The 13,359-nt window shown below is 39.8% G+C and carries 10 protein-coding genes; 1 reads left to right on the plus strand and 9 read right to left on the minus strand.

Going from position 1 to position 13,359, the window contains the following annotated elements; all coding sequences use genetic code 11:
- Positions 1-90: 90 nt before the first annotated feature.
- Together ACFINO_RS03395 and ispG are read right to left on the minus strand one after the other, a co-directional pair.
- Complete coding sequence (locus tag ACFINO_RS03395; RefSeq protein WP_375655048.1) at positions 91-1,242, minus strand: MFS transporter; 1,152 nt, start codon at positions 1,240-1,242, stop codon at positions 91-93.
- 502 nt (positions 1,243-1,744) lie between these two features.
- On the minus strand, positions 1,745-2,986 hold the full coding sequence (ispG, locus tag ACFINO_RS03400) for a flavodoxin-dependent (E)-4-hydroxy-3-methylbut-2-enyl-diphosphate synthase (protein WP_375633454.1): 1,242 nt from the start codon (positions 2,984-2,986) through the stop codon (positions 1,745-1,747).
- Positions 2,987-3,837: 851 nt separating this feature from the next.
- Here ispG and ACFINO_RS03405 point away from each other — a divergent pair.
- The gene (locus ACFINO_RS03405) at positions 3,838-4,122 is read left to right on the plus strand and encodes a hypothetical protein (protein WP_375611728.1); all 285 of its coding nucleotides are present in this window, start codon (positions 3,838-3,840) and stop codon (positions 4,120-4,122) included.
- A gap of 472 nt (positions 4,123-4,594) precedes the next feature.
- Here ACFINO_RS03405 and ACFINO_RS03410 read toward each other — a convergent pair whose 3' ends face one another.
- The 7 genes from ACFINO_RS03410 to atpH all read right to left on the minus strand — a co-directional run bounded on the left by ACFINO_RS03410 (position 4,595) and on the right by atpH (position 12,502).
- Positions 4,595-5,602, minus strand: a complete 1,008-nt coding sequence (locus ACFINO_RS03410; RefSeq protein ID WP_375617840.1) for an HlyD family secretion protein — start codon at positions 5,600-5,602, stop codon at positions 4,595-4,597.
- A 29-nt stretch (positions 5,603-5,631) separates the two neighbouring features.
- Entirely contained in the window at positions 5,632-7,260 is a 1,629-nt protein-coding gene (locus ACFINO_RS03415; RefSeq protein ID WP_375633455.1) for an MFS transporter, read from the minus strand.
- Positions 7,261-7,283: 23 nt separating this feature from the next.
- Positions 7,284-7,700, minus strand: a complete 417-nt coding sequence (gene atpC / locus ACFINO_RS03420) for an ATP synthase F1 subunit epsilon (RefSeq protein ID WP_375655049.1) — start codon at positions 7,698-7,700, stop codon at positions 7,284-7,286.
- A gap of 108 nt (positions 7,701-7,808) precedes the next feature.
- The gene (gene atpD / locus ACFINO_RS03425; protein WP_375633457.1) at positions 7,809-9,434 is read right to left on the minus strand and encodes a F0F1 ATP synthase subunit beta; all 1,626 of its coding nucleotides are present in this window, start codon (positions 9,432-9,434) and stop codon (positions 7,809-7,811) included.
- Positions 9,435-9,453: 19 nt separating this feature from the next.
- On the minus strand, positions 9,454-10,365 hold the full coding sequence (locus ACFINO_RS03430) for a F0F1 ATP synthase subunit gamma (protein ID WP_375655050.1): 912 nt from the start codon (positions 10,363-10,365) through the stop codon (positions 9,454-9,456).
- Between the two features lie 20 nt (positions 10,366-10,385).
- A complete protein-coding gene (gene atpA, locus ACFINO_RS03435) occupies positions 10,386-11,921 on the minus strand; it encodes a F0F1 ATP synthase subunit alpha (RefSeq protein ID WP_026500438.1) in 1,536 nt (511 codons plus the stop codon).
- Entirely contained in the window at positions 11,921-12,502 is a 582-nt protein-coding gene (gene atpH / locus ACFINO_RS03440; RefSeq protein WP_375655051.1) for an ATP synthase F1 subunit delta, read from the minus strand. Before atpH ends, atpA begins: the two co-directional genes overlap by 1 nt.
- Positions 12,503-13,359 lie beyond the last annotated feature (857 nt).

Raw genomic sequence — 13,359 nt, forward strand, 5'->3', positions numbered from 1 at the left:
ACATGCAAAAACAACGATGCGCCTTAATAAATCAAAGCCTTGCTCCACTATGAAACCCTATAAAACACGTATCGTAATAAGTTAATATTTTCACTGAACTTTTTTGAGAGTTCCTTCTAAAAAAAGTACTGACAACAAGTAAATCAATAAATAAATAGCAAAAATATAAACGAGTGAGAAAAAGCCAAATATATTGACCATATACGCACTCATGTAAAAAAATACCAATAAGCTAAATCTCCCAACGGTTGACAAGAAAGATTCATATGTAGCCCTGAAATGATCACTAATACTATCATGCAAAACAACTTCTACACGAAGATATGTATACTTAATGAGATAAAAAATCATACAGACTAAAATGACAGCCATTTCTTTTCTTGGTTCAAAGAAAGCAACGGTAAAAATCAGTGAAGCCGAAAGAAACAACAGTAAAATAAAATTCACTCTTTCACTTAGTTTTGTAAAGAGAAAACTAGCCAAGAGCTGAGAAAACAATATAAGTGAAAATGTCACACCAAGATCAAAATAAGTGACATTAATATTATGATCTTTAAATATCCACTGCCAATACTGCGAGAATATATTGAAAAAGATCAATGAAAAATAAAAGCATAAAGAGATATAAGGAACTTTAATAAAAATAGACAACATCTCCTTAGCTTCACAAATGAGAGAATTCGCTTTATTTGGTTTTTTCTCCCCCTTCAAGTCATCAAGAAAAAACAAACCAAATAGTGTCGTCATAAACATTAAAAACGCCGCGATATACCATATATATTGGCTAGAATAATCAGCAAAATATGCGCCGATTAAACTGAATATAAACATGCCGATATAATTATATTGAGAGCTGGAACCAAGCACTTTTTTAGTAGATGTCAATTTTGCTTTTGCATATTGAACAAGTAAAGCATTATAGGCTCCAGCAATTAATGTCAGCGATAAGGCATTAAAAGTTTCTGCCAAAAGAAAACCATAAAAGCTTGTAGAAAATCCCATGAGAAAGAGCCATGTGGCAGCAAAAGCCGCTGCCAAAACGATCGATATTTTATAACTTTTTCGATCAGCAAAATATCCCAGAGGAATATCGGTAACCATCATAATAAAAGCCTGAAACGACTTAATGACACCTATATCAATAAGCGTTAAGCCTTTTTCAAGCATATAAAAGACAATAAAGGCGCCGGTTAAAATCCTTATACCGTTAAATAAAAAGCCAAACGCTAATATACTTGTCATGCACTCCCCCAATAACGCCAAAAAAGGCACCCGTATACATCATTTTATATCAATATAAAAGCTTACATTTTACGACAAATAGGACTATAATCGCTATAAGGATTTCCAATCCTATCAATTTGATACCCCAAAAAATGCTGGGAAAATGCCTGAAAAATCAATAAACAATGTTCTTTCTATAATTTGATATTTGAAGAATCCGTTAAATATTTTACTGTCTCAAGAGCAGCCAAAAAACCAGCAACAACATTTACGGATCTATTAAAGTATTCATATCGTTTTGCTTAATAGTCTTAACACACTCAAACTCATTAATATCTTTCATAAGCTTCTGATTCTAAAACAGGCATATCATCTGGTTTTACCTAAAATAATAAGCAACCAACAACAGTATTGACCATAGCTAAAGCAGCAGCATACAACAGCGCCATCTTCACATTGAAGACAGCTTGTTAAAAAAAACGACACACCATTTTTACTTCAACCTTATGCGATTTTTACCTCAACCTTGCCCAAAGCGTGTATGAATATAATCACTCAAAAGTGCTTCAAATTCTTCAGCAATGTGATCACCCCGCAAAGTTTTTACCTTTTGTCCCTCAATAAAAACAGGTGCCGCAGGACTTTCCCCCACTCCAGGCAAAGATATTCCAATATCCGCATGCTTTGATTCCCCCGGTCCATTGACGATACATCCCATCACAGCAACCTTCAAACTTTCAACGCCAGGGTATTTTTTACGCCAAACAGGCATATTTTTGTATAAATCTGCTTCAATTTTTTGCGCCAATTGTTGAAAGACCGTTGAGGTTGTGCGCCCACAACCAGGACAAGCCGCAACAACAGGCAAAAATTGCCGAAAACCCATCACTTGCAAAAGTTCTTGCCCCACCTTTACTTCTCGTGTCCGATCACCACCAGGTTTTGGTGTTAAGGAAATTCGTATCGTATCGCCAATCCCTTGCTGTAATAAAATACCCAAAGCCACCGAAGAAGCAACAATGCCCTTTGTTCCCATCCCAGCTTCCGTTAACCCCAAATGAAGAGCATAATCACAACGCGCCGCCAAGGTGGTATAAACAGCAATAAGATCTTGGACATCACTCACTTTAGCAGAAAGAATAATTTTATCACGCCCCAACCCTAACTCTTCTGCTAAAGTAGCCGAAAGCAAAGCCGACTGCACAACAGTTTCCCGCATCACTTCAGCAACCGATAAAGGATTTTCTTGCTGTGCATTTTCATTCATAAGCCGTGTTAACAACGCATTATCAAGAGAGCCCCAATTCACGCCAATGCGAATAGGTTTATGATACCGACAAGCAATCTCAATAATTTCTGCAAATTGACGATCTTTTTTTGCGCCAAAACCAACATTTCCAGGATTGATGCGATATTTTGCAAGCGCTTCAGCACACGCAGGATGCTCAGATAAAAGCTTATGACCAATATAATGAAAATCCCCAACCAATGGTACAAAAAATCCTAACCTCTCCAATCGCTCCCGTATTTTTGGTACAGCCGCCGCCGCTTCATCGCGATCAACAGTAATTCGAACCAATTGTGAGCCAGCTTGCCAAAGAGCAGCTACTTGAGAAACAGTTGCATCAACATCAGCGGTATCTGTATTGGTCATCGACTGTACAACTATCGGGCTCTGCCCCCCAATGATCACATCACCAACAGCAACACCAACAGATCGACGACGCTCAAGTGGTTTAGATAAAAAATAGGTCGTACTCATCAAGTCCTCAAATTTTTAAAACCTGCGCTATCAATCATTATTTACATTGATTTCCTCCGCGCTTCAAAGGACGAAAATTACACCGCCCACCAATCTTAACAGATTGCTCTCAAAAGGTTCGACCTACTAACACTGATGCAATACAACTCATAGGTGTATTCATTCTATAGACGTACCGGATAAGTTCTACTACTTCTGTTCAAGTTTATACTTCTACACTTGGTTGCTTCAAAAAGAAACTGAAACAAAACAGAGACAATACTGTATTTTTAAGTTGCATGCCGATACCTGACATCAATGTCATCACAAAACAGTGTTTTACAACACAACAAATAACACCCATCAAAGCGCCATTTTTAAAAATGCATGAAAGACATCACCAAATTAATCCAACATATTGATTTATAATAATCTATTTTTTACAAATTTGAATGGAAAACCCAAATATCATAAGATTTCCTCATTTTAAATCTTCTTAATTGAATCAATCAATACCACTCCCTACAGCCACAAGAGAATAGGTAGATAAAAACTCCTTATAAACTATTTCAAGTGCCAAAAGCTATCCCAACACTTTAAACAAACAAAAAAATGAAGACATCGCCCACCATTTTTATGAATGAATCTTACACCATTTTGTAAAAATTTTTACCTTACATCCTTAACAAACACCATCACGAAATGAACTCGAGTACATTAAGAAATGCCTCATTAAACCCAAACTCTTAACTCTCATCTCACCCACGCACGGCATTATCAATGCAACCTTTCAATTTTCAAGCCGTTATAGCAAAACCCCAAACACAATTCCAACTGTCACACAACAATTTAACACATGAAGGAGTCAATAAATGTGTCTATTTTCACCCCATAGAAAAAATGCTAAAATTAAAAAACGTATAGCACAATTAAAAAGAGAGCTGGTCCCCGTAAATCATTGGAGTTTTCAAAATGATAGCTTTGAAAACATTTCTGAGCTGTTTAATACATGGAAACAAAAAGGCCGTCACGCACTTTATCACCTCAACGAACATGCTACAGAATTAAAGAAAAAAGCGAAAGAAAATCCTAAAAAAACCCTCGCATTAGCAGCAGGAGTCGTTTTAGTAAGCTTCTTGCTGATCCGTAAAAATTAATAACACAACCAATAACCTTCCCTTTTAATGCCCGACTCAAAGCGGGCATTTTTTATGGTTTACAAAATATAAACTTTACGTCTTCCTCCTAACTTTATGCCTTCTCCCAACAGGATAAGTTTCCCACCTATCCGAGCAGTCTATAATCCAGTTTTTTATCTGGCATCCCCCTACCCCCATCTTCCAAACATGCGGTGATACCACACCTCAAAGGACAGTGTTGTGCAAAACCACAGGCAAAGCTTCCTATACTCCATCCCCCTACTGAGTTAGTTCAAAAGAAATGGAAATGAGTAAAGATGCATGCGCTTTAATATTCTAAGGAACATTATTTTACATCATGACATAAAAGTATAAGAAGCCTAAGAGCTTTAAAACATGTAGTATAGCAAACCAAACGAAATCTTCCAACGTAAACAACCACTTGCTATAAGTAAATGACGCAAAAATTAAACTGAAAAAACCCAAAATTTCATCCTCCAGAATCGACTCGCTGCGAAGTATCTACATAGGTAACCACGGACATGCCAGGAATGAGTTTTTCAATCCCTTCCTGCCCAGGATCTAAAGCAATCCGTACTGAAATACGTTGCGCAATTTTGATAAAATTACCAATTGTCGTATCCGTTTTTAACAATGAAAATTCTGAGCCTGTAGCAGGTGCAAAACGAACCACACGCCCTGTTAACTTTTTGTTGTTCAATGCATCAACAGAAAAAACAACCGGTTGTCCCACACGCATCTGAGAAAGTTGCGTTTCCTTATAATTAGCAATAATCCAAATATCATCAGAAATAACAGAGACCAATTGTGTCCCTGGCATAACATATTGCCCTACCCTAGCGCCAACCAATCCAACATAGCCTGTTCTAGGAGATAAAATCTTTGTATGATCGAGATTAAGTTTTGCCAACTCAACACTCACCTTCGCTCCCGAAACTTCTGACTGTAAACTTTGCCGTTCAAGATTTAATTGTTTTTGCAATTGTCGTTTTGTTTCTAGGGCTGCCAAGAGTTGTGAAAGAGGGCGAGAAACAGAAACTGCCGCATCACCAAAGCCTAACTTTTTACTATCAGAAACAACATTAGAGAATGCTCGTGAACGCGCTAATTCCGCTTCTGCAGCATTAACTTCTCCCTGTAAAATCTGAGCTTGCAATTCAATACTTGCCAGTTTTGCATTTTTTGAATCGAGAACAGCCTGTGCCCGTGCAAGCTGCTGACGAAAAAGAGAATCATCAAGCTCAAAGAGCAGCATTCCTTTTTCAACACGTTGATAATCTTGCACATAAATCCGTGCAATCACCCCAGAGATCTGTGAACTCACCAGAGTAACATTACCCTTAATGGAAGCATTATCCGTTATTTGAATGTTATTTACAAAAGGAGGAAGTCTCCAAGCCCACAAAATTAGCAAAACACCCGTAATGCCCGATAGGAATGCAACAATCGTAGCTTTTGACCGTAATGCTTTTATCATTTTTTGCACCCCTCTTCTATAACATCACTCTACTTTTCTAACGCACGCAAAGAGCATGACTTAACAACCATTGTAACAAGAAAAACAACGAATACAGCCATTGAAATATAAAAATAAAGCCGAAAAACGTCATCATAAGCAAAAATATTTGCTGTTAACTTAAATTTCTCTATCAACAGAGAAGTCGCCTGCTCACTTCCAAAGCCATGGGGAACAGAAGCACCATAAGAAGGCGAAAATAAAGTATTTATCTCACCAGAAATAAGCGGATCCGTCACAACAATATTTTGTGTTAAAGACTCAAAGTTCTTATGAGCAAAATAAAACTGTAGAGTGCCAAAAAAAGCCGATCCCATCAATCCCCCTGTCACTTGCGTTAGCAAAAAAACAGCAATAAAACTCAAAACATAACGCGGCCCTCGCTCACCAGCAATCACAAACCCTTTGAAAAGAGCAGGAGGCAAAAAAAGTGCATAACTAAAACTCACCAATCCTTGGCTCAACATCATATCTTGCGGACGCGTTAAATGATTGACACGACTATCTAAATAAGCGCCAAGTGCCAAACAACCCAAAGATAACAAATAAAAATAATCTTCACGCCCCGCCCGTAAAAAAAAGACACAAACAGCCCCCCCTAACAGAATCCCTAATGTCACCGCAAGATACATGGGCGCCATTTCACGATTGAGCAAACCAAAAAGATTAAAAAAACCGACGGGCAAATTGGATCGCTCCAACAAAAAAACATGAAAAATCAATAAAATAAAAACAGATTGTATCATTTCTTTACTGAAAATCCAACGGAGATCAATCAACGGTTTTTCTCTATTAAGCTCAATAATAATAGCAACAGCCAAAGAGAAAATAGCAAGTGCGAGCCCCCAACCAATCCATGGCGCTTCATACCACCAATACAATACACCAACAGACATGATCACAGCATTTAATCCAAGACCAAGAGCAATCAAACCATAGCTTATCCAATCTAATTTTTGAATAACCTTACTACGCACAACAGGAGTAAGAGGTAAAGTATAGATACAGACCAAGCTGATAAGAACCAACCCCATTTCCAGAGCGGAAAGGCTGGAAAAACCACCATTTTCCAGCAAATCAGGAGAAATCAAACGTGATAAAGGTGCTGCTAAAGCTGCATTCATATAATTCAAACTCAGAGCAACAGTAAACTTCTTTGCTGGAGCAAAAGCCTCCATCATATAAAGCAGCGCAAGCGAAGCCAAAGGCGCAGCAGCAATCCCAGCAAAAAAGCGAATAATTAGCGCAGAACGCAAATCCGTAACAAAGAGCTGCAACACACAAACCAAAACAAAGCCAAGGATTGACAGTTCAGCAAAAGCGCGCAGCCCAAATTGATAGCGGATTTTGATCAACATAATCGCTACACTCACATTTGGCGCCATATAAGCCGCTACCAGCCATGTCGTCTCGGCCAAAGTTGCATGAAAATCACCCGTAAGATGGACAATGTTAGACTGAACAATATTAGCCCCTAAACCATAAGCCCATTGCAAAATAAGAGAAGCAAAAATATAAACAAAGCACTTTGGCAAAGGTCCCGCAAAGACACGACCAGGATGAGGAAAAGGTTTTGCACTCCTTTTAGCAGACACAACCGTACTCTTTTTTCCGCTCATGTCATCTTTTCCTGTATACTCTGCTACGCTTCTATCAACACAGCACCATCAGCTGACAACTGCTGAAAAAAAGCCTCTATTTTATGATTGTCCTCATCACTTGTCCCTCCTTCTAACGTCGCTTGAATCTGCAAAATCTGCTGTTCTAATACATCAAAAGAAAGATTCTCTACAGCCACAACGTGCTCTACCAATAAAGAGCAACCTGAAAAGGTAATATTTGCAACGCCCCCGCATACAACAAATAATTTTTCACCCAAAGAGGTGCGAACACGAACACTGCCCAACACAATACTTGCCACCAATGGCGCATGATGCGCCATAACTGTCAAATAACCTGAGGCTGAAGGAAGAACAACAGACACTACCTGCTCTGAAAACACAATTTTTTCAGGCGATACAAGCTCAAATAAAAAATGCTCTTCTCTATTGTTTTCCACAAAAGTCTCCACAATACCCGATATAAGGACTCTCCGTTTTCTCCAACGACTCGTCCTTTTTAACGAAAAATACCCATGACAGTTTTCTCTTGAATAAGAAGCTTCTTACTAAGAAGCCTCTGCCATGAGACGCTTTCCTTTTTCAAGTGCTTCATCAATCGAACCAACCATATAAAAAGCAGCTTCTGGCAAATCATCGTAATCGCCAGCACAAAGCCCCTTAAAGCCTTTGATTGTATCTTCCAAAGGAACGAGTTTCCCCGGCGAACCAGTAAAGGCTTCCGCAACATGGAAAGGTTGCGAAAGGAAACGTTCAATTTTACGCGCCCGCCCCACCAGCAATTTGTCATCTTCAGAAAGTTCATCCATTCCAAGAATAGCAATAATATCCTGAAGCGCTCTATAACGTTGTAAAATGGTTTGCACTTGACAAGCAACAGTGTAATGCTCTTCCCCCACAATCAATGGATCCAACATACGCGAGAAAGAGTCAAGCGGATCAACCGCTGGATAAATCCCCTTTTCCGCAATAGAGCGCGAAAGAACAGTTGTTGCATCCAAATGAGCAAAAGACGCTGCCGGCGCCGGATCCGTCAAGTCATCTGCCGGAACATAAATTGCCTGAACGGAAGTAATAGAGCCTGTTTTTGTACTGGTAATACGTTCTTGCAACGCCCCCATATCCGTTGCCAAGGTAGGCTGATACCCAACAGCAGAAGGAATACGCCCTAAAAGAGCAGATACCTCAGCTCCTGCTTGCGTAAAACGGAAAATATTATCCACAAAGAAGAGAACATCTTGTCCTTCATCACGGAAACTTTCCGCAATTGTCAATCCTGAAAGAGCCACACGCGCACGCGCTCCTGGTGGTTCATTCATTTGCCCGTAAACAAGGGCACACTTTGACCCTTCCGTTGAACCATTATTCTCTTTTGGATTCACATTCACGCGGCTTTCGATCATTTCATAATAAAGATCATTTCCTTCACGTGTACGTTCTCCCACACCAGCAAATACAGAATAGCCACCATGTGCCTTTGCAATATTGTTTATAAGCTCCATAATGAGAACGGTTTTTCCAACACCAGCACCACCAAACAAGCCAATTTTACCCCCTTTAGAATAAGGGGCTAACAAATCTACGACTTTAATACCGGTTACGAGAATTTCTGAAACAGTCGATTGCTCAACATATTCAGGTGCCTCTTGGTGAATAGAACGTGTTTTGGTTGAAGCGATTGGTCCCACATTATCCACCGGTTCCCCAATCACATTCATAATACGTCCCAACGTTGCTTCTCCTACAGGAACGCTAATTTGTGTGCCTGTATCCACAACCTTTTGGCCCCGCATCAAACCATCAGTCGTATCCATAGCAATCGTACGCACGGTATTTTCACCCAAATGCTGCGCAACTTCTAATACCAAGCGATTGCCTAAATTCTCTGTTTCCAAAGCGTTGAGAATATTTGGCAATTCACCTTCAAATTGCACATCAACGACAGCACCAATAATCTGCTTGATTTCACCAACAGCGCCTTTTGCATGCTCTTCTTTTTTTGCGGATGTATCTTTTTTTACAGGTGTATCTTTAGCTGCATCACGCGCAGGTACAGAGGAAGCCTTTACATCCACTTGAGATTTCGAAGCGGCTTTTTTCACGCCGGAACGAGCAGCTGGTTTCTTTTTTTCACCTTTTTCTGTTCCTTTGCTTGAGGTTACTGCTTTTACCATCAATCCTTACCTTCTCCATTTAAAGCGCTTCAGCGCCCGCAATAATTTCGATCAATTCTGTCGTAATCTGTGCTTGACGTTGACGATTATAAGCCACCGTCAATTTACTAATCATTTCACCCGCATTGCGCGATGCATTATCCATAGCTGTCATCTTGGCGCCCATTTCACCAGCAACATTTTCTAGCAAAGCCCGAAAGATTTGCACCGAAAGATTACGTGGTACAAGAGCCTCTAAAAGAGACGCAGCATCAGGTTCATATTCATAAACAATCGATTGTGAACCTTTGTTATGATCGGTTTGCTCCACAATATCTATTGCCCCAACAGCTGCTTTTGGAGCAACCATTGGAATCAAATCCAAAACTGTTGGACGCTGATTAATTACGGAAACAAATTCAGAATAAAACAGCGTACAAACATCAAAAGCACCTTCATTGAATAAATCAACAATCCGTTGACTAATCATCACTGCCTCTGCAAAACCAATTCGCTTTACAGCATGCAAATCGATATGATCAATTATCAAGCCTTTGTAATCACGCGATAAAATATCCGCGCCTTTTTTACCCACAGTGATAATTTTTACTATTTTATCAGCCGCCAACAATGCCTTAATCTGTTCACGTGCACGACGAGCAATTTGCACGTTAAAAGCACCACACAAACCGCGCTCAGCAGTACACACCACCAAAAGATGCACATCATCGCGCCCCGTACCACGCATAAGAGTAGGCGCATCAACACCATCTACATCAGCAGCAACACTGGTCAAAATATCAGCCATTCTCTTCGCATAAGGGCGTGCAAACTGCGCTGCCTCTTGAGCACGATGCAACCTCGCCGCTGCAACCATTTGCATAGCTTTGGTAATCTTTTGTGTTGCTTTAACCGAAGCGATACGGTCTCTAAGATCTTTTAGTGAAGCCATTCAAGCATTCCATCAATTCATCACGAGAAATTTTTCGCATAAGTATTAAGAACAGTTATCAACTTATCTTTCAGCTCATCTGTTATTTGCTTTTGCTCAGCAATTGCCTTTAAGAGATCTTGATAATCACTACGCAAAAGCACCAAAAGTCCCTGCTCAAACCGCGCAACATCAGAAACCGCCAAAGCATCAAGATAGCCATTCACACCCGCGAAAATAACCACCACCTGTTCTTCTGTTTTGAGTGGAGAAAATTGCGGCTGCTTCAACAGCTCTGTCAAGCGCGCACCCCGATTTAACAGACGCTGGGTTGACGCATCCAAATCAGAGCCAAACTGCGCAAAAGCTGCCATTTCACGATATTGCGCCAATTCACCTTTAATCGAGCCAGCAACTTGCTTCATCGCTTTAATTTGTGCGGCAGAACCAACACGCGACACAGAAAGACCAACATTTACAGCAGGACGAATTCCTTGATAAAATAAATTAGTCTCTAGAAAAATTTGCCCATCAGTAATCGAAATCACATTTGTAGGAATATAGGCAGAAACATCATTTGCTTGCGTTTCAATAACCGGCAAAGCTGTCAATGACCCAGATCCATTTTCCGCATTCAACTTCGCAGCCCGCTCTAAAAGACGCGAATGAAGATAGAAAACATCTCCCGGATAAGCTTCACGACCTGGAGGACGACGCAATAAAAGAGACATTTGACGATACGCCACCGCCTGTTTTGACAAGTCATCATAACCAATCAAAGCATGTTGCCCATTATCACGGAAATACTCACCCATAGCACACCCAGCAAGAGGTGCAATAAATTGCAGTGGTGCTGGATCAGAAGCAGTCGCTGCAACAATAATAGAATATTCCAGCGCTCCACGTTCTTCTAAAACTTTAACGAATTGTGCCACCGTCGAACGTTTTTGACCGATAGCCACATAAATACAATAAACTTTGTCTTGCTCTCGTCCAGCCCCTTTTTCATGAAAAGGTTTTTGATTTAAAAATGTATCGAGCAAAATTGCTGTTTTTCCTGTTTGGCGATCACCAATCACCAATTCACGCTGCCCCCGTCCAATAGGAATAAGTGCGTCAATCGCTTTCAATCCGGTCGACATCGGTTCATGCACTGACTGACGCGGAATAATCCCTGGCGCCTTAACATCAACACGACGACGCTCCGTTGCTTTAATGGGACCCTTCCCATCTATAGGGTTTCCCAACGCATCAACCACACGTCCCAGCAAAGCGGGGCCCACAGGAACATCGACGATAGCGCCTAACCGCTTTACACAATCACCTTCACGAATATCACGATCTGAGCCAAAAATGACCACACCAACATTATCAACTTCCAAATTGAGTGCCATACCACGCACACCGTTTGGAAAAGCGACCATTTCCCCTGCTTGGACATTATCCAAACCATAAACGCGAGCAATACCATCCCCTACAGAGAGAACCCAACCAATTTCTGAAACCTCAGCCTTTTGGTCAAAGTTTTTGATTTGCTCTTTTAGAATTTTTGAAATTTCAGATGGTCTAATATCCATCAGCTGACCTCTTTTTTCAATGCAAGCTTAAGTGAAGACAATTTTGTGAGAAGAGACGTATCAATTTGAGACGACCCCACACGAACGATTAATCCACCAAGAATTGTTGGATCCACAATGATGTGCAGCAAGACTTTTCCTCCAACAACACCTTCCAAAGCCTCACACAACTCTTGTCTTTGTTGAGAACTTAAGGGGCGCGCAGAAACAATTTGCGCAGTAACCTGCCTACGAGCGCGTGCAACACAATGCTGGAAAGCACGTAAAATACCAAATACGGCACTAAGCCTACGGTTTGTTGCAATAACGCGTAAAAAATTACCAATGACCTGCCCTGCGTTTTTATCAGCAAATTTGATGTTTGCACAAACAGATTGCATCACCTTAATTTGCTCTTTAACTGAAAAGGATGGACTAAGCACAAAGCGTTTTAAATCCTTATGCTCCAAAACAAGCAAAAGATCCTCTACTGCCTTTTCAACCTTTTCAACGTTTCCAGCTTCTTGAACGCAATCAAAAAGCGCTTGCGCATAGCGTTGATCTACCAACGGCAGCGGTATGAGAGAAAATGAATCCGACACGAAATACCGCCTCTTTCCCTTGAGCGACTCTCTGATAGTTATCAGATGAAATGAAACAGACATTCTCAATCTTAAGAATCTTTTTCTTAAAACCTAGAACAAAAATCACTTGGTTTCTAGCATAGACATAGCCGACTCGCAACACCACAAATCGCTGCTTTTTAAAAATTTTAATAAAATATTCAAAATATTTTTGAAAAGCATTTTTTTTAGATATACAGGATGGCATCACAGTTTTTTTATGCCTCTTTTTGACATTCTCTGAGCGATTTTTTCACTCTCTTTGATTTTTCTTCAAATGCCCTTGCCACCATAATAAAACACTTCTTCTCTAAAAAACACTCCCTTTATCACCACAAGACCTTTAATGAGATGCAGCTGCGATTGAAAAAGTCTATTATTTCAAACTGATAAGAAAGAAAAAAACAATGAATATCCTCCTAAAAATTAAAGAAAACATTGATCTTTTTTCTTCAAATACCCACTCCTTTTAAAAAATTTCACCAAGTAATATTTTCTTGTAAGCACACTCTTTAAATATACAAAACATTGATTTATAATGATAATATATCATTTTTCATACCGGATAAGCTTCAAATATCGACAAATTCTCTCTTTTCAAATTTTTTTATCAAAATCACGCCCTTCATTAAGCCCGCGTAGCTTCACTTTATATGGCACTATATTGCACTGATTTTAGAAGAAGTATAGATCAATATTAATTTGAACCCGAATAGAATTGGATACTTTTGGTGTACAGCTAAGCATTTTCAGCCCTTATAAAAAGAATCCGCCTATCAAAAGAATACTGTCCCTAACACAAAAAAGGAGTAAAAGCCGAAATGATAGAGCCCTCG

This window comes from Bartonella sp. AA83SXKL, assembly GCF_042196965.1.
Taxonomy (GTDB): Bacteria; Pseudomonadota; Alphaproteobacteria; order Rhizobiales; family Rhizobiaceae; genus Bartonella.

What these genes read in the sequence shown, in the direction of transcription:
- atpD (WP_375633457.1), bottom strand. Translation starts at nt 9,434, where the DNA reads ATGGTAAAAGCAGTAACCTCAAGCAAAGGAACAGAAAAAGGTGAAAAA.
- ACFINO_RS03430 (WP_375655050.1), bottom strand. Translation starts at nt 10,365, where the DNA reads ATGGCTTCACTAAAAGATCTTAGAGACCGTATCGCTTCGGTTAAAGCA.
- ACFINO_RS03415 (WP_375633455.1), bottom strand. Translation starts at nt 7,260, where the DNA reads ATGAGCGGAAAAAAGAGTACGGTTGTGTCTGCTAAAAGGAGTGCAAAA.
- ACFINO_RS03395 (WP_375655048.1), bottom strand. Translation starts at nt 1,242, where the DNA reads ATGACAAGTATATTAGCGTTTGGCTTTTTATTTAACGGTATAAGGATT.
- ispG (WP_375633454.1), bottom strand. Translation starts at nt 2,986, where the DNA reads ATGAGTACGACCTATTTTTTATCTAAACCACTTGAGCGTCGTCGATCT.
- ACFINO_RS03410 (WP_375617840.1), bottom strand. Translation starts at nt 5,602, where the DNA reads ATGATAAAAGCATTACGGTCAAAAGCTACGATTGTTGCATTCCTATCG.
- ACFINO_RS03405 (WP_375611728.1), top strand. Translation starts at nt 3,838, where the DNA reads ATGTGTCTATTTTCACCCCATAGAAAAAATGCTAAAATTAAAAAACGT.
- atpA (WP_026500438.1), bottom strand. Translation starts at nt 11,921, where the DNA reads ATGGATATTAGACCATCTGAAATTTCAAAAATTCTAAAAGAGCAAATC.